We start from the raw sequence: 16425 nt of genomic DNA on the forward strand, positions 1-16425 counted from the left end.
AAGATTTTATTTTGTTTCAAGTGGATTATCCATAAATCCTGCATATTTACGTTTGAGTAAGTATCCTTCAAGTTGTTTCACTGCTTGTATAGCAACTTGAATCAAGATTAAGAGTGATGTTCCTCCAAGAGCGACAATTTTTGGAAGTCCCCAAACGTTTTGGGCAGCAATTGGAATGATTGAAATCAAACCAAGGAAGAGCGCACCTACCGTTGCAAGACGCATCAAGAGACGTGATACATACTTTTCAGTTCCTTTACCCGGACGAACAGATGGAATGTAAGACCCTTGTTTTTGAAGGTTTTCAGCCATCTTTTCAGGATTGACCTGAACGAATGAGTAGAAGAATGTAAAGAGCACAATCAATAATGCGTAGAAGAGCATTCCTGTCCAAGTCGTATATGACAAGGCATCTTGTAAAGTTGATAACCAACCTACATTACTTCCTTGCGAACGTTGCAAGAATTGCAAAATCGTAGCTGGAGCAGTTGTAATTGAACCAGCAAAGATAACTGGGATAACCCCAGCTGGATTGACACGAAGTGGCAAATAAGAACTTGTTGGTGCACCTTGAGTCAATTTAGTATATTGAATAGGTACTTTACGTTCTGCTTGTTGAACAAAAGTTGTTACATAAATAATGATAATTGCTGACAATACTAGACCAATGACAAATAACCAAGACATTGGAATTTCTGAAGGTCGAACGTTTAAGAATTTTTCATCATAAACAGATTTGACCGCCGATGGGATACTAGATACAATCCCAGCAAAGATAATTACTGAAACACCTGAACCAAATCCTTTTTCATTAATTTGTTCACCCATCCAAGTGACAACCATTGAACCAGTGGTCAAAATTGCACCAATCATCAAATAGCTTTGCCAATTTGGATTTTGCACAATATTTAACGAGCTCATGGCTTGGAAACCAGCAGTAATCCCGATAGATTGTGCCATAGCAAGCACTAAGGTAATGTAACGTGTCGCTTGATTCAGTTTACGACGTCCAATTTCCCCTTGTTTTGACCACTCAACAAATTTTGGTAAAATGTCCATTTGCAACAATTGAACAATGATTGAAGCAGTAATATAAGGCGAAACCCCCATTGCAAAGAGTGAATAGTTTTGCATTGCATTACCAGAAACCAAGTTCATCATGTTCAAGAAAGGAAGATTACTTACTTCTGTCAAGTTTTGAACGTTGACGCCAGGTACCGTAATATGGGCACCTAAGCGGAAAACAAAAAGGATGAAAATCGTAAAGAGAATTCTTGCTCGGACGTCCTTGACCTTAAAGGCTTCCTTAAGCGTCTTAAAAAACATAAAATCTCCTTAAAGCGTTTTAATTGTAAATAGACAATAAGCGGTTGAAAATTCAACCGCCAATTGTAGTGTAAAAATTAAGCTTCTTCTACAGAACCACCAGCAGCTTCGATTGCAGCTTTAGCAGCAGCAGATACTTTAGCAACTTTAACTGTAAGTTTTTTAGCTGTCAATTCACCGTTAGCAAGAACTTTAACACCTGATTTAACGTCCTTGATGATTTTAGCAGCTACAAGAGTTTCAGCTGAAACAGTTGCTCCATCTTCAAGACGGTTCAAAGTTTCAAGGTTGACAATAGCGTATTCTTTACGGTTAACATTCAAAAAACCACGTTTTGGCATGCGACGGAACAATTCTGTTTGTCCACCTTCAAAACCAGGACGTACTCCACCACCTGAACGAGATTTTTGACCTTTTTGTCCACGTCCAGATGTTTTACCGTTACCTGATGATGTACCACGACCTACGCGATTACGTACTTTACGACTGCCTTCAGCAGCTTTCAATGAATGAAGTTCCATTTTTTCTCCTTATTTTGTACCTTGCTGTCGCCTATTTTCCATGTAAGGAACGTGAAAAATAAACTCGCCGATACGTTAATATATTTATTTGCCTGATATCAGACTTCTATTATTTTACTATTTTTCGATTGGAATTACAAGCCATTTCGTCGTTTGCAAATATATTTTATTATTCTAAAAAATAGCAAATAATCTTTTTTAAAGTACTCTAGATTTCTGTCAGTAAAAAAACAATCCTGTCAGTAAAGACAGAATTGTTTTTTTTAATATTAATTATGCTTCTTCAACTTTTACCAAGTGAGAAATAGAGTTTACCATACCAAGAATAGCAGGTGAACCTTCTTTTACTACTGAGCTGTTGAGTTTACCAAGACCGAGTGCTTTAACAGTTTTGCGTTGAGCAGGGATACGGCCGATTGGTGAGTTTACCAATGTAATTTTAATTTGAGCCATTTTTTCCTCCTTAGGCGAAATCTGATACAGATTTACCGCGTAATGCAGCAACTTCTTCAGCACGTTTCAATTGATTCAATCCATCAACAGTTGCACGAACAACGTTGATTGGTGTGTTTGAACCAAGTGATTTTGATGTTACGTCAGCAACACCAGCGAGTTCGAGGACGGCACGAACGGCACCACCTGCGGCAACTCCAGCACCTTCTACAGCTGGTTTAAGGAGGATTTTACCACCACCGAAGACACCAAGTGCTTCGTGAGGAAGTGTAGTACCTACCATAGGAACTGTAATAAGGTTTTTCTTAGCTGCTTCGATTGCTTTACGGATAGCTTCAGGAACTTCTTGAGCTTTACCAGTACCGAAACCTACGCGACCGTTACGGTCACCAACAACAACAAGTGCTGCAAAGCGAAGACGACGTCCACCTTTAACAACTTTAGTAACGCGGTTAATTGAAACTACGCGTTCTTCAAATTCGCTTTGTTCGCGATCATTTCTTCTGTTTTCTGCCATGTTTAATTACCCCTTTCCTTAGAATTTCAATCCAGCTTCACGAGCTGCTGTAGCGAGTGCTGCAACACGTCCGTGATAGAGGTAACCACCGCGGTCGAAGACAACTTCTTCAACGCCTTTAGCTTTTGCAGCTTCAGCAACGAGTTTACCAACTTCTGCGGCTTGTTCAGTTTTAGTACCAGTCAATTTAAGTGATGAAGCTGATGCAAGTGTTGTACCAGTTACATCATCAATGACTTGTGCATAAATGTTTGTGTTTGAACGGAAAACGTTCAAACGTGGAGTTTCAGATGTTCCTGAAATTTTACCGCGTACACGTGTGTGACGTTTTTGGCGGAGTTTGTTTTTATCTGGTTTAGAAATCACAATTCTACCTCTATATTATTTTAAATTTCGATAGTTTTTGCCATCGATTTTCTTACTGACAGAATTACTAGAATGCTGTCAATAAGCGGGGAGTTTTTGTCTGTCTAACAAAGTTAGCATTGACAAAATACTGGCAATTTGACAAGTCAAACCACCAATTACGGATAACATTTTTTGCTAAATGAATGTCCAAGTGAACATTGTTTTGACAAAAATTATTTACCAGTTTTACCTTCTTTACGACGAACGTATTCACCAACGTAACGGATCCCTTTACCTTTATAAGGTTCTGGAGAACGACGGCTACGGATGTAAGCTGCTGTTTGACCAACGGCTTCTTTGCTGATACCTTCAACAACGATAGAAGTTGGAGTTGCAACAACAAATTTGATGTTTTCTGGTGCTTCAACTTCGTCTTGGTGAGATTTACCAACTGACAATACAAGTTTAGTTCCTTGTAATTGTGCACGGTACCCAACCCCGATCATTTCAAGTGCTTTAGAGAAACCAGTTGAAACACCTTCTACCATGTTAGCAAGAAGGGCACGAGTAGTTCCGTGGAGCATTTTCATTTCTTTAGTGTCGTTTGGACGTTTTACAGTGATTTCGTTTTCAGCGATATCAAGTGTGATGTTTTCGTTGAATGAACGAACGAGTTCACCTTTAGGCCCTTTGACAGTGACAGTTGCACCGTTTACTTCTACAGATACGCCTGCAGGGATAACGATGACTTTGTTACCAATACGTGACATTTTTTTCTCCTGTTAAATTATCAGATTTAATTCAATCTGTTTTCACGGGTTTTAAATCAAAATTTGATTTAAAAGAACTTTTATTTTACTGACAGGCATAAAAATATTTCTATCAGTAATTTTGACTTACGAAAAATTCGCTCGTCAGTTTAATATCATCAAAAGTCGATATTAAACATTTAGATCAACTCCATCAATGAAGTCTCTCCGAACTAATTACCAGATATAGGCAATTACTTCACCACCAACATTTGTTTCACGAGCAACTTTATCAGTTACGACACCAGTAGATGTTGAGATGATTGCTGTACCGAGTCCGTTAAGAACTTTAGGAACATCATCAGATTTCACGTAAACACGAAGACCTGGTTTTGAAATACGTTTCAAGTTAGTGATAACTTTTTCACCGTTTTTACCGTATTTAAGAAAAACGCGGATTACGCCTTGTTTGTTATCTTCAACGTATTCAACGTCTTTCACGTAACCTTCAGCTTTGAGGATTTCAGCGATTTGACGTTTGATTTTTGATGCAGGTGCTTCAACAACATCGAATTTACGCATGTTACCATTACGAATACGAGTCAAGAAATCTGCGATTGGGTCAGTCATTACCATAGTGTAATTTCTCCTTATTTGTAGTTTGGGCTTGTCCAAATCCCACTTTCAAATTAATGAGGTCTTTTTCATAAAAAGACCGAACTTAATTAGTATAGCAGAAGTTCCGCACCATGTCAACACTTTTCTTTACAATGTTTTCGGGTGTGTCATGGTTTTTATAGAATAAAAATTACTGACAGAATTGCCAGTAATTTTGTTATAACTTATGAGCTCAAAGTGTGGTATCATTACTTACTTTGTAAAAAAATGATGTTGGCATAGTATCAAATATTTCTATTCCCTCTTCATCCGTAGTTATTATAAGTCTGTCTTTTCCTGAATCTGTCTTATCCACATTTGAGGAATTTGGAAATAATGGAGAATTGTGGGCAGCGGCAAACATAAAGCCCATATGCCTTTTATCGTTCAACGCATCAGCAATAACTATTCCATCCTTAGCCACCGGATTTGATATTATTCTCTCATATTCTGGACTAAAAATGATATTGCCATTATTCAAGATAATTTTAGTAGACCCGTCAGCAGTCTGCCAAGTACCATTCAAGGAAGAATAATTGCCCGATAGAATTTGTGGAACATCTCCAAATCCTTCCTGAGTGGAAGAACTTGAACTTGAACTTGTACTTGTACTTGAACTTGTACTTGAAGAATTTGAACTACTACTACTTTGACTACTTTTATTATTAATACTCGAAGAGAAACTGCTTTGTTCAGACTTTTTACTTTCTTTACTGCCACAGCCCGTTTAAAACAGTTAAAGTTCCTAAAGTAATTAGGCTAATCCCTACAAACTTTTTAATATTAGCTGATGTTTTTTCCATAAATTCCTCCCGTTTCCTCACCATTATAGCAAATCTATACCTTTAATCCACATTAATAGACTAGCTTTTAATAATTTATCTAAGATACAAAAAAAATTACTGACAGAAAGTCTGTCAGTAATTTTTATTCGTTACACGATAATTAACAAATTACCATGAAGCTTTTTTAACGCCTGGCAATTGACCTTTGTAAGCCAATTCGCGAAGACAGATACGGCAAAGTTTAAATTTGCGGTAAACTGAATGTGGACGTCCGCAACGTTCGCAACGAGTATAAGCTTGTGTTGAGAATTTTGCAGGGCGTTGGTTTTTAACAACCATAGATTTCTTAGCCATTTATGTATTCTCCCTATCTTATTTAGCGAACGGCATGCCGAGTTTAGCAAGCAATTCACGTGATTCTTCGTCAGTGTTAGCAGTTGTTACGATAACAATATCCATACCACGAACTTTATCAACATCATCATAGTTGATTTCTGGGAAAATCAATTGTTCTTTCACACCAAGTGTGTAGTTACCGCGACCGTCAAACGCTTTGTTTGAAACACCGTGGAAATCACGTACACGTGGGAGTGAAACAGTAACCAATTTGTCCAAGAATTCGAACATACGTTCGCCACGAAGAGTTACTTTCGCACCGATTGGCATACCTTCACGAAGACGGAAAGCAGCAACTGATTTTTTAGCTTTAGTAATCAATGGTTTTTGACCAGAGATCAAAGCCAATTCAGCAACAGCTTTATCAAGGTTTTTAGAGTTGTTTACAGCATCTCCAACACCCATGTTGATAACGATTTTATCAACTTTTGGTACAGCCATGATTGAAGTGTAATTGAATTGTTCAGTCAACGCTGGTACTACTTCGTTAGTATATTTTTCTTTCAAACGATTAGTCATATTATTTCTCCTTTCCGCCTTAGTCTAAAATTTCGCCAGATTTTTTGTTGAAACGAACTTTTTTATCGTCAACAACTTTGTAACCTACACGACCAGCAACGCCATTTTTGTCGAGCACTTGTACGTTAGAAACGTGGATAGGAGCTTCGATTTCAAGAATAGCACCACTTGGGTTTTCTGAGTTTGGTTTTTGGTGTTTCTTCATGATAGCAACACCTTCAACGACAACTTTATTTACTTTTGGCAAAGCTTTGATTACTTTACCAGTAGTACCGCGGTCTTTACCTGCGATAACTTTAACTGTATCACCAGTTTTTACAAACATGTTTAATTCCTTTCTTACGCCCGATGGGCACCCTAATATTTTGTTACTAGGGGACTATTCTGTTAATAATAACAGTAAAATATGATTCTGTCAAAAAATTTTTCCAACAAAACCATATCTCTATAATGCTTGATTAGAGTACTTCTGGAGCAAGTGAAACGATCTTCATGTAGCCACCTTCGCGGAGTTCGCGGGCAACTGGGCCAAAGATACGTGTTCCGCGAGGAGTTTTATCGTCACGGATGAGCACTGCTGCATTTTCATCAAATTTGATGTATGAACCGTCAGGACGTTTCGCACCAGATTTAGTACGAACGATGACTGCTTTCACAACTTCACCTTTTTTAACTGCTCCACCAGGGGCAGCTGATTTAACTGTAGCTACAACGATATCACCGATACCAGCGAACTTACGTGATGAACCACCGAGAACACGGATAGTCAAAAGTTCTTTAGCACCTGAGTTATCTGCAACTTTCAAACGAGATTCTGTTTGAATCATGCTATATTCCTCCTAGTTTTGCTTAGATAATAACTGCTTCTTCAACGATTTCTACAAGACGGAAATGTTTGTCTTTAGACAAAGGACGAGTTTCCATGATACGAACGATGTCGCCAGTTTTTGCAGAGTTGTTTTCGTCGTGAGCTTTATATTTTTTAGAATAGTTAATGCGTTTACCATAGACAGGGTGGTTACGCTTAGTTTCTACGACAACTGTGATAGTTTTATCCATTTTGTCTGAAACCACGCGGCCTTGATAAACTTTACGTTGTTTGCGTTCCATTTATAGTTTCTCCTGACCTATTATTTGTTCAATTCAGCTTGCACAGTTTTTACACGTGCAATAGTTTTCTTGACTTCATCAAGCTTAGCTGTGTTTTCGAGACGACCAGCAGCAGCTTGGAAACGAAGATCAAACAATTCTTTCTTCAATTCAGCTTCACGAGTTGTCAATTCTTCAACTGACAAAGCGCGCAAATCTTTAAGAAGTGATTTAGTTTCGCTCAATTTCATTACGCTTCACCTCGTTTCACAAATTTAGTTTTAACAGGAAGTTTGTGTGAAGCAAGACGCAACGCTTCGCGTGCAGTCGCTTCATCAACGCCGCCCAATTCAAACATGACAACGCCACGTTTAACTGGAGCAACCCAACCTTCAGGAGCACCTTTCCCTGAACCCATACGCACACCAATAGCTTTGGCTGTGTATGATTTGTGAGGGAAAATTTTAATCCAAACTTGACCGTTACGTTTCATGTAACGAGTCATAGCAATACGAGCTGCTTCGATTTGGCGGTTAGTAATCCAGTGAGATGTAGTCGCTTGAAGACCATATTCACCGAAAGAAATAGTATCGCCACCTTTAGCATAACCACGCATTTTACCGCGGAATTCACGACGGTGTTTTACACGTTTTGGTACTAACATGGATTATTTTTCTCCTTTCACAGATTTTTTAGTAGGGAGAACTTCACCACGGTAGATCCAAACTTTAACGCCGAGTTTACCATAAGTTGTGTCTGCTTCTTCCCAAGCGTAGTCGATATCCGCACGGAGTGTGTGGAGTGGAACTGTACCTTCTGAATATCCTTCAGCACGGGCAATATCAGCACCATTCAAACGACCAGAAACTTGAGTTTTGATCCCTTTTGCACCAGCGCGCATCGCACGTTGGATTGCTTGTTTTTGAGCACGACGGAAAGCAATACGTGCTTCAAGTTGTTTAGCAATTCCTTCACCAACAAGATGAGCGTCCAAATCAGGTTTTTTGATTTCAACGATGTTGATGTGAACTTGTTTACCAGTAAGTTTGTTGAGTTCTGCACGGAGTGCATCAACGTTAGCTCCTGATTTACCGATAACCATACCTGGTTTAGCAGTGTGCAAAGTTACGATAACTTTGTTAATTGCACGTTCAGTTTCAATCAATGATACTGAAGCATCAGCAAGTTTAGTTTGGATAAGTTGACGAATTGCCAAGTCTTCGTGAAGGTAATCCGCATATTCTTTTTCAGCATACCATTTGGCATCCCAATCGCGAATAACGCCAACACGCATTCCTATTGGATGTACTTTTTGACCCACGTTTTTACCTCCTTATTCTTTCTCAGCTACAACTACAGTGATGTGAGCTGTGCGTTTGTTAATTGGTGAAGCTGAACCTTTGGCACGTGGACGGAAACGTTTCATTGTTGGACCTTCATTAATAAATGTTTCGCTTACTACCAAGTTAGCTTTTTCAAGACCAAAGTTATTTTCTGCATTAGCGATAGCACTATTAAGTACGTTTTCAACTTCTACAGCAGCTTTAGTCGGTGTAAATTTCAAGATTGCAATTGCATCTGCAACACGTTTCCCGCGGATAAGATCGATAACAAGACGAGTCTTACGAGGTGAAACGCGAACTGTTTTTGCAGTTGCTTTAGCTGAAGTAATTTCTGCCATTTTTTTCTCCTCCTATTAGCGACGTGTTTTCTTGTCGTCAGCAGCGTGACCACGATAAGTACGAGTTGGTGCGAATTCACCAAGTTTGTGTCCAACCATATCTTCTTGAACGTAAACTGGTACGTGTTTGCGACCATCGTAAACAGCAATTGTAAGTCCTACAAAGTTCGGGAAGATTGTAGAACGGCGTGACCAAGTTTTGATCACAGATTTTCTTTCGGCGTTGACTTGAGCTTCAACTTTTTTCATCAAATGCTCATCGACGAAAGGTCCTTTTTTAAGACTACGACCCATTTTGCGAGTTTCTCCTTTAAATATTTGTACCACTACCGCTACTAAGGCGGAGTTGGCGGAATTATAGATGCACTTTCGACATCTCATTAAATTCGACAATAAGTTTTATCAAATTTAACAAGACGCCGAGAAGGCTCTTGTGAAAATAAAGCGACTTATTAGTCGTTGATACGACGAACGATAAGTTTGCTTGATTTTGCTTTCTTGTTGCGAGTCTTGAGACCAAGAGCTGGTTTACCCCATGGAGTCATTGGAGACTTGCGACCAACTGGTTGACGACCTTCACCACCACCGTGTGGGTGATCGTTAGGGTTCATTACAGAACCACGTACTGTTGGGCGGATACCCATGTGACGTGTACGTCCTGCTTTACCAAGGTTAATTAAGCTTTGTTGTTCATTACCTACAACACCGATTGTAGCACGGCAAGTTGAAAGAATCATACGAACTTCGCCTGATTGAAGACGAACGAGTGTATATTTACCTTCTGAACCGAGTACTTGAGCTGAAGCACCAGCTGAACGAACCAATTGTCCGCCTTTACCAGGTTTCAATTCAATGTTGTGGATTAATGTACCAACTGGAATGTTAGCAAGTGGCAATGCGTTACCAACTTTGATGTCGGCTTCAGGGCCAGATACAACTGTCATTCCAACTTCAAGGCCTTTAGGAGCCAAGATGTATGATTTAACACCGTTAGAGTAAACGATCAATGCGATGTTTGCAGTACGGTTTGGATCGTATTCAATTGTAGCAACTTTAGCAACAACGTTGTCAGTTGTACGTTTGAAGTCGATTACACGATATTTACGTTTGTGACCACCACCGTGGTGACGAACTGTGATACGACCAGTGTTATTACGACCAGCTGTTTTGCTCATGCTTACAAGCAAGCTCTTTTCAGGAGTACTTGTAGTGATTTCAGCGAAGTCGCTACCAGTCATGTTACGGCGACCGTTTGTGGTAGGTTTGTAAACTTTAATTCCCACGATTTTCCTCCTCTATTATTCTGCGTCTTCGCCGAAGATTTCGATTGTTTTAGAATCTTCAGTCAAAGTAACGATAGCTTTTTTGTAGCCTGATTTAGTACCAGTGTATTTACCAACTCGTTTAGATTTTGGTTTAACGCTGATAGTATTTACTGAGGCAACTTTTACACCAAAGACAGCTTCAACAGCTTGTTTGATGAGAAGTTTATGCGCACGTGAATCTACTTCGAAAGTATATTTCTTTTGATCCATTGCAGCCATAGAAGCTTCAGTAATGATAGGTTTACGGATGATATCATAAAGTGACATTATGCAAGAACCTCCTCAATTTGTGTCAATGCTGATTGAACCACAAGGAGTTTGTCAGCAGAAACGATGTCAAGTACAGATGCTGAATTAGCAGTTGTAACTTTCACGTTTGCAAGATTACGTGCAGAGAGTTCTGCAAATTCGTTACCTTCGTTTGGAAGAACCACAAGAACTTTACGTTCGATTGAAAGTGCTGAGATTACTTTTGCAAATTCAGCAGTTTTTGGAGCTGTAAAGTCAAGTGTGTCAACAGCGATTAATTTACCATCAGCAACTTTTGTTGAGTAAACTGATTTAAGCGCCAATTGACGAACTTTTTGTGGAAGTTTGTAAGCGTAGCTACGTGGGTTTGGACCGAAGACAGTACCACCACCACGCCATTGTGGAGAGCGGGTAGAACCTTGACGGGCACGACCTGTACCTTTTTGACGCCATGGTTTTTTACCACCACCAGACACAGCAGAACGATTTTTGTGTGCGTGTGTTCCTTGGCGAAGGCTAGCGCGTTGTGAGATTACAACGTCGAATACGACTGATTCGTTTGGTTCGATACCAAATACTGAGTCGTTAAGTGTAACTTCACCAGCTTGTGAACCATCTTGTTTAAATAATGATACTTTTGCCATTATAGATTTCTATCTCCTTTCCTTCTTATTTAGCTTTGATTGCTGATTTAACAACAATCAATGATTTCTTAGCACCTGGGACATTACCTTTTACAAGGATAACGTTCTTTTCAGGAAGCACTTGTGCGATAACAAGGTTTTGTACAGTAACGCGTTTGTTACCCATACGTCCAGCAAGTTTTTTACCTTTTGGAACTTTGTTAGCTGCAACAGGACCCATTGAACCAGGACGACGGTGGTAACGTGAACCGTGGGCCATAGGACCACGTGATTGACCATGACGTTTGATTGGGCCTTGGAAACCTTTACCTTTAGAAGTTCCGGTAACATCAACAACATCTCCGGCTGCAAATGTATCAACAGTGATTTCTGCTCCTACTTCAGCGCCTTCGAGTCCTTTGAATTCACGAACGAAGCGCTTAGGAGTCGTATTAGCTTTAGCAGCATGACCTTTGGCAGGTTTGTTGGTCAAAACTTCACGAAGTGTATCGAAACCAACTTGAGTTGCTTCGTAACCATCTGTTTCAACAGATTTAACTTGAAGAACTGTGTTAGGAGTCGCTTCGATCACAGTAACAGGAATTAATTCACCGTTTTCTGTGAAGATTTGAGTCATTCCCACTTTTTTCCCTAAGATTCCTTTTGACATGAGAATTACCTTTCTTAATTAGAGTTTAATTTCGATGTTTACACCACTTGGCAAATCGAGTTTCATAAGTGAATCAACAGTTTTTTGTGTTGGTTCGATGATGTCGATCAAGCGTTTGTGTGTACGCATTTCGAATTGTTCGCGTGAGTCTTTGTATTTGTGAGTCGCGCGGATAACAGTGTAGACGCTACGGTCAGTTGGAAGTGGAATTGGACCACTTACTTCTGCGTTTGTACGTTTAGCAGTTTCTACGATTTTTTCTGCAGCTGCATCAAGGATACGATGTTCGTATGCTTTTAAGCGAATGCGAATTTTTTTAGTTGCCATTTTTTCTCCTCTCGTCTATTGTATTCAATAGGCTAGCTCCACGGGAAAACCGACACGTTAGGTATGGCAATACCTTCGGGTGTGTCGCAACCTCTCGTTTCGTCGCTACATACTGTTTTTAACAGCACTTGTCTATTCTATCAAAGGAGATGTGGCTTGTCAAGGACTTTTTAGACTTTTTTTCATTCTTTCTAAATCTTTTTTGGGGAATGAAGGAATTTACTTAAAATGACAAGAAAGCTTACTTTGTCATCTTTAAACTTTTTGGTATAATTTGTTTGAAGGATTTATAAACTATTATATAGGAGGATTTATGTTAAAGGAATTTAAAAACTTTATTTTACGTGGGAACGTATTGGACTTAGCCGTTGGGGTTATCATCGGGGCAGCTTTTACTGCTTTAGTTGATAACTTGATTAATCCGTTAATCGGAATGTTTGTTCAAAGTACTGCTCTTGCTCATTTGTCAGTAACTGTCGGAAAAACAAAATTCACTTACGGTGCATTCTTAAATGACGTCATTAATTTCATTATTACAGCTTTTGTTATCTTCATTCTTATCAAATTCATCAACAAACTCTTCCCTAAAAAAGAAGAAACTGTCGAAGAACAAAAAAACGAAGAATTGGAAACTCTCCAAGAAATTCGCGATTTATTGAAAAAACAATAAAAAAAATACTGACAGAAAAGCTGTCAGTATTTTTTTATTTTAAATTTTGCTTGTGAGGCTTCGATTAAACTTGATTTTGAGAAAAATAAATCTAAAGAGATTATCAAGTAAAACTGCTAACCAAACTCCCTCTAGCCCTAATTTTAATCCTAAGGCTAAAAACGCTCCTAAAAGCAAGCGAATGCCAAACATCCCTAGCGTTGTGGCATAAAATGGGAGTTTTGTGTTTCCTATTCCCTGAAAAGCTGCTGTATAAGTTGTTGCTCCCGTAACGAAAAAAGTCGCTAAAAACGAAAACAAAATAACAGTGGTACTTGCATTCATGGCAATTCTGTCACTAGTGAAAAATTGATTTAGAATATTGGCTGTCAGTAAAAGGGCCAAGCCAATCACAAACATCATAAGCGTCGCTAACCAGTAGGTCTTTTTGATATAAGCTTTAACATTTTCAATACTATTTTCAGCTGCTGCTTGTGCTACCAAAATTACTGTTACGGTGGCCATTCCGAAAACGGGCATATAATTAAATTGTGTAATGCTTTCACCAATTGCATTTCCTGCAAATACACGTTCGCCTAATCTGACAATAATCATCATGATGAGCAAATCGCCCAAACGCATGGACAAACGCTCTCCAGTTGCTGGTAAACTTAATTTAATCAATTGATGGTCCAATTTTTCTTTATAAAATTGAAAATCGGGTCGCTTATCTTTTAACTTATAATAGAGGAAAAGTGTCCCAATAAATCTAGCAATAACCGCTCCAAGTGCTGTTCCCAACACTCCTAAATGAAAAACAAAAATAAAGACAATTGACAGAATCAAATTTAAAAGACTCGCAAAAAAACTAGCCCACATCGGTGTCTTTGTATTTCCATCAGCCCGTAGAAAGGCTCCAAAAGTCGTCATTAAAGCCAAAAGGACAATCAAGCCACCTACTAAACTAAGATAAATAATGGAAAGCTCTAAAACCCGCTGACGAGCACCAAGTAAATAGAGAATAGGTCGTGCTCCCACAACTGAAACAATCCCCAAGGCAAGGCCAATTAAAAAAGTCAGTTTGGTAGCAGAATTAATTAATCTTTTCGGATTTTCCTCTACCTTCTTTGCAATAAGCACTTTGGCAAATAAACTTGAAACAATTGTTCCCAAAGCAATAAAAATCGCCTGATAGACCGTGATGAGATTATTAGCTAAAGAAACAGCTGCTACGGCAGAAAGACTAAGGTGAGCAACAATCATTGTGTCACTCACCCCTACAAGCATTTGTAAGAAATTTTCAATAATCGCTGGAAATGCGAATTTTAATATTTCTCTATTTGTTTTCATTTTAAGCCAAGATATTTTTCTACTTCTTTTTGCATTTCAGCGGCTGGAATAACGGTATGATGTAGAACTTCTGCTTCTTCAAGTCCGATGACTGCTTTTGGTAATGGAATCCCACTCAATTTTTCAAGTGATTGAACGGCAGCAAAATCGTCTCTATTTACTGACAGTTCTGTTTTATCATTTTCAAGCCCTTCTAAAACAACTTTTGGAAACTTATAAGGACTTGCCGTGCTGACCACAACTGTTTTTTCTTGGGGTTGAATTTGATGATAAACATAATTCGCTACTGCTGTATGAGGGTCCAGAACATATTTTTCATTTTCAAAAGTTTCTTGAATTTCTTTTGAAATTTCATCTTCTGATGCCCAGTCGGCCACAAATCCCTGAAGTTTAGTAATCATTTCTTTAGAAATTTGATAATGCCCTTCTACTGATAAGGCTGTCAGTAAATCTGAAGTTACTTTATCATTTTCGTCAGTTAATTCAAAAATTAAACGTTCAAGATTTGAAGAGACCAAAATATCCATTGAAGGTGAACTTGTCACATAGAACTCTCGATTTTTATCATAAAGTCCTGTTTTGAAAAAGTCTGTCAGCACATTATTTTTATTTGAAGCGCAGATGAGCTGATGAACGGGCAAGCCCAATTTTTTAGCATAATAAGCCGCTAAGATATTTCCAAAATTCCCTGTTGGAACTGAAAAATTAATTTCTTCTCCGTCAGTAATTTGACCAGTTTTAACAAGTTGTGCGTAAGCATAAATATAATAAGAAACTTGTGGAATCAAACGTCCAATATTCATTGAATTTGCTGACGAAAATTGTTTATTATTTTTCAAAAGTTGATCATGTAAAACTTTGTTATTAAACATGTCTTTTACTGCTGTTTGAGCTTGGTCAAAGTTTCCGTCAATTCCAACAACATGAACATTTTCTCCTTTTTGAGTCAGCATTTGTTGCTCTTGAATATGGCTGACACCACCTTTGGGATAAAAAACAATAATTTTTGTTTGGGGCACATCAGCAAAACCAGCCATGGCGGCTTTTCCTGTATCTCCAGAAGTTGCAGTCAAGATAACAATTTCATTAGTCACACCATTTTTCTTAGCCGCTTGGGTCATTAAATGAGGTAAGATAGAGAGTGCCATGTCTTTAAAAGCAATCGTTTCACCATGAAAAAGTTCAAGAATGTAGTGATTCCCAAGTCTTTTAAGTGGTGCAATTTCCGGACTATCGAATTTTTCTCCGTATGCTTTTGTCACCATTGATTTAATTTCGTCAGCAGAAAAATCATCAAAAAATGCTTTCAAAACAAGTTCAGCAATTTCTTGATAAGAAGCGTTTTTTAATTTTTCAAAGTCTAAATCAACTTTTGGAAAGTCAACGGGAACAAAAAGTCCACCATCTTCTGCCAAACCTTGCAAAATAGCTTGCGACGCTGTTTTTTTATTTGATTTATCACGTGTTGACTGATAAAAAGTTACCATGATATTTATTCCCCAATCACATTTTTTATAATTATAACAAATATTCTGTAAACTCGCAAAAAGCCACGAATCTCGTGGCTTTTTTTATTATAATACTTAATTAGGCTTGAATATCTTCAATTTGGTGCATGTCCAATTCAACTGGAGTTGCACGACCAAACATATCAACAGTCAGCGTCAATTTGTCGCCATTGATTTCTGTGATTGGAGCTTCAAATCCTGAAAAGGCACCGTCAACAATACGAACACGTTTTCCAACAAAAACATCAAAGTCAATTTCACGAACAACTTTGCCCATGCCAACCAAAATATCTTGAATTTCTTGTTCAAAAAGTGGTGTAGGTTTTGATCTATTCCCGTGTGAACCAACGAATCCAGTAACATTTGGTGTATTACGGACAATAAACCAGGCTTCATCAGTCATATTCATTTCAACCAAAACATAACCTGGGAATAAGTTTTCTTCAACTTCTTTCATTTTGCCGTTAACTTCTGTACGAATTGTCTCAGTTGGAATTTCGACACGCAAAATTTTGTCAGCCATGTTATAAAGTTCAGCACGTTCAAGCAAATCTTCTTTAACTTTACGTTCATACCCTGCATAGGTTTGAATAACGAACCAACCTTGGTCAAAACTTACTAAATTATTATCTTCCATTTGAAATACCTCTGTATTTATTTTTTTACTTAATCAGTTAAAATCC

Annotated in this window: 28 protein-coding genes; 1 reads left to right on the forward strand and 27 read right to left on the reverse strand. The window is 38.4% G+C overall.

Annotation, left to right across the window (positions count from 1 at the left end; all coding sequences use genetic code 11):
* Nucleotides 1-6: 6 nt before the first annotated feature.
* The 24 genes from secY to rpsJ all read right to left on the reverse strand — a co-directional run bounded on the left by secY (nt 7) and on the right by rpsJ (nt 12235).
* On the reverse strand, nt 7-1326 hold the full coding sequence (gene secY, locus ACRYLU_RS10630; protein ID WP_003129919.1) for a preprotein translocase subunit SecY: 1320 nt from the start codon (nt 1324-1326) through the stop codon (nt 7-9).
* A 77-nt stretch (nt 1327-1403) separates the two neighbouring features.
* The gene (gene rplO, locus ACRYLU_RS10635) at nt 1404-1847 is read right to left on the reverse strand and encodes a 50S ribosomal protein L15 (RefSeq protein ID WP_003129920.1); all 444 of its coding nucleotides are present in this window, start codon (nt 1845-1847) and stop codon (nt 1404-1406) included.
* Between the two features lie 273 nt (nt 1848-2120).
* Complete coding sequence (rpmD, locus tag ACRYLU_RS10640) at nt 2121-2300, reverse strand: 50S ribosomal protein L30 (RefSeq protein ID WP_003129921.1); 180 nt, start codon at nt 2298-2300, stop codon at nt 2121-2123.
* Nucleotides 2301-2310: 10 nt separating this feature from the next.
* Entirely contained in the window at nt 2311-2817 is a 507-nt protein-coding gene (gene rpsE / locus ACRYLU_RS10645) for a 30S ribosomal protein S5 (RefSeq protein ID WP_003129922.1), read from the reverse strand.
* A gap of 18 nt (nt 2818-2835) precedes the next feature.
* On the reverse strand, nt 2836-3183 hold the full coding sequence (gene rplR / locus ACRYLU_RS10650; protein ID WP_003129924.1) for a 50S ribosomal protein L18: 348 nt from the start codon (nt 3181-3183) through the stop codon (nt 2836-2838).
* Between the two features lie 215 nt (nt 3184-3398).
* On the reverse strand, nt 3399-3935 hold the full coding sequence (gene rplF / locus ACRYLU_RS10655; protein WP_003129925.1) for a 50S ribosomal protein L6: 537 nt from the start codon (nt 3933-3935) through the stop codon (nt 3399-3401).
* 216 nt (nt 3936-4151) lie between these two features.
* Complete coding sequence (gene rpsH / locus ACRYLU_RS10660) at nt 4152-4550, reverse strand: 30S ribosomal protein S8 (RefSeq protein ID WP_003129932.1); 399 nt, start codon at nt 4548-4550, stop codon at nt 4152-4154.
* Nucleotides 4551-4764: 214 nt separating this feature from the next.
* On the reverse strand, nt 4765-5097 hold the full coding sequence (locus ACRYLU_RS10665) for a hypothetical protein (protein WP_445080975.1): 333 nt from the start codon (nt 5095-5097) through the stop codon (nt 4765-4767).
* Nucleotides 5094-5291: a hypothetical protein gene (locus ACRYLU_RS10670; protein ID WP_445080976.1), complete on the reverse strand. Its 198-nt coding sequence runs from the start codon at nt 5289-5291 to the stop codon at nt 5094-5096. Before ACRYLU_RS10670 ends, ACRYLU_RS10665 begins: the two co-directional genes overlap by 4 nt.
* 233 nt (nt 5292-5524) lie before the next feature.
* The gene (locus ACRYLU_RS10675; protein WP_003129946.1) at nt 5525-5710 is read right to left on the reverse strand and encodes a type Z 30S ribosomal protein S14; all 186 of its coding nucleotides are present in this window, start codon (nt 5708-5710) and stop codon (nt 5525-5527) included.
* An 18-nt stretch (nt 5711-5728) separates the two neighbouring features.
* Complete coding sequence (gene rplE, locus ACRYLU_RS10680; RefSeq protein WP_003129948.1) at nt 5729-6271, reverse strand: 50S ribosomal protein L5; 543 nt, start codon at nt 6269-6271, stop codon at nt 5729-5731.
* A 19-nt stretch (nt 6272-6290) separates the two neighbouring features.
* Nucleotides 6291-6596 (reverse strand): 50S ribosomal protein L24, encoded by a 306-nt coding sequence (gene rplX / locus ACRYLU_RS10685; RefSeq protein ID WP_003129951.1) that lies wholly within the window; start codon nt 6594-6596, stop codon nt 6291-6293.
* A gap of 133 nt (nt 6597-6729) precedes the next feature.
* Nucleotides 6730-7098: a 50S ribosomal protein L14 gene (gene rplN, locus ACRYLU_RS10690; protein ID WP_003129953.1), complete on the reverse strand. Its 369-nt coding sequence runs from the start codon at nt 7096-7098 to the stop codon at nt 6730-6732.
* Between the two features lie 22 nt (nt 7099-7120).
* Nucleotides 7121-7381, reverse strand: coding sequence for a 30S ribosomal protein S17 (gene rpsQ, locus ACRYLU_RS10695; protein WP_003129955.1), 261 nt, complete (start codon nt 7379-7381; stop codon nt 7121-7123).
* A gap of 20 nt (nt 7382-7401) precedes the next feature.
* A complete protein-coding gene (gene rpmC / locus ACRYLU_RS10700) occupies nt 7402-7611 on the reverse strand; it encodes a 50S ribosomal protein L29 (RefSeq protein ID WP_003129957.1) in 210 nt (69 codons plus the stop codon).
* On the reverse strand, nt 7611-8024 hold the full coding sequence (rplP, locus tag ACRYLU_RS10705) for a 50S ribosomal protein L16 (RefSeq protein ID WP_003129958.1): 414 nt from the start codon (nt 8022-8024) through the stop codon (nt 7611-7613). Before rplP ends, rpmC begins: the two co-directional genes overlap by 1 nt.
* Before the next feature lie 3 nt (nt 8025-8027).
* Complete coding sequence (gene rpsC, locus ACRYLU_RS10710) at nt 8028-8681, reverse strand: 30S ribosomal protein S3 (RefSeq protein WP_003129960.1); 654 nt, start codon at nt 8679-8681, stop codon at nt 8028-8030.
* 12 nt (nt 8682-8693) lie between these two features.
* On the reverse strand, nt 8694-9041 hold the full coding sequence (gene rplV, locus ACRYLU_RS10715; RefSeq protein WP_010906302.1) for a 50S ribosomal protein L22: 348 nt from the start codon (nt 9039-9041) through the stop codon (nt 8694-8696).
* Between the two features lie 15 nt (nt 9042-9056).
* Nucleotides 9057-9335: a 30S ribosomal protein S19 gene (gene rpsS, locus ACRYLU_RS10720; protein WP_003129963.1), complete on the reverse strand. Its 279-nt coding sequence runs from the start codon at nt 9333-9335 to the stop codon at nt 9057-9059.
* 158 nt (nt 9336-9493) lie between these two features.
* Nucleotides 9494-10324, reverse strand: coding sequence for a 50S ribosomal protein L2 (rplB, locus tag ACRYLU_RS10725; protein ID WP_003129965.1), 831 nt, complete (start codon nt 10322-10324; stop codon nt 9494-9496).
* A 15-nt stretch (nt 10325-10339) separates the two neighbouring features.
* A complete protein-coding gene (locus ACRYLU_RS10730; RefSeq protein WP_003129966.1) occupies nt 10340-10633 on the reverse strand; it encodes a 50S ribosomal protein L23 in 294 nt (97 codons plus the stop codon).
* The gene (gene rplD / locus ACRYLU_RS10735) at nt 10633-11259 is read right to left on the reverse strand and encodes a 50S ribosomal protein L4 (protein ID WP_003129968.1); all 627 of its coding nucleotides are present in this window, start codon (nt 11257-11259) and stop codon (nt 10633-10635) included. Before rplD ends, ACRYLU_RS10730 begins: the two co-directional genes overlap by 1 nt.
* A 25-nt stretch (nt 11260-11284) precedes the next feature.
* A complete protein-coding gene (gene rplC, locus ACRYLU_RS10740) occupies nt 11285-11908 on the reverse strand; it encodes a 50S ribosomal protein L3 (protein WP_003129970.1) in 624 nt (207 codons plus the stop codon).
* A gap of 18 nt (nt 11909-11926) precedes the next feature.
* Nucleotides 11927-12235 (reverse strand): 30S ribosomal protein S10, encoded by a 309-nt coding sequence (rpsJ, locus tag ACRYLU_RS10745; protein WP_003129973.1) that lies wholly within the window; start codon nt 12233-12235, stop codon nt 11927-11929.
* A gap of 313 nt (nt 12236-12548) precedes the next feature.
* Between rpsJ and mscL the strand changes: the two genes are divergently transcribed.
* Nucleotides 12549-12905 carry a large-conductance mechanosensitive channel protein MscL gene (gene mscL / locus ACRYLU_RS10750; RefSeq protein ID WP_445080977.1) on the forward strand — a complete coding sequence of 119 codons (357 nt, stop codon included), beginning with the start codon at nt 12549-12551 and terminating at the stop codon, nt 12903-12905.
* 39 nt (nt 12906-12944) lie between these two features.
* Here the strand turns inward: mscL and ACRYLU_RS10755 are convergent, their stop codons facing one another.
* From ACRYLU_RS10755 to nusG, 3 genes are all read right to left on the reverse strand, one after another.
* Nucleotides 12945-14234, reverse strand: a complete 1290-nt coding sequence (locus ACRYLU_RS10755) for an MATE family efflux transporter (protein WP_445080978.1) — start codon at nt 14232-14234, stop codon at nt 12945-12947.
* The gene (gene thrC / locus ACRYLU_RS10760; protein WP_445080979.1) at nt 14231-15721 is read right to left on the reverse strand and encodes a threonine synthase; all 1491 of its coding nucleotides are present in this window, start codon (nt 15719-15721) and stop codon (nt 14231-14233) included. Before thrC ends, ACRYLU_RS10755 begins: the two co-directional genes overlap by 4 nt.
* 100 nt (nt 15722-15821) lie before the next feature.
* The gene (nusG, locus tag ACRYLU_RS10765; protein WP_003129977.1) at nt 15822-16379 is read right to left on the reverse strand and encodes a transcription termination/antitermination protein NusG; all 558 of its coding nucleotides are present in this window, start codon (nt 16377-16379) and stop codon (nt 15822-15824) included.
* Between the last annotated feature and the right edge of the window lie 46 nt (nt 16380-16425).

It is taken from the genome of Lactococcus sp. KTH0-1S (assembly GCF_052544945.1).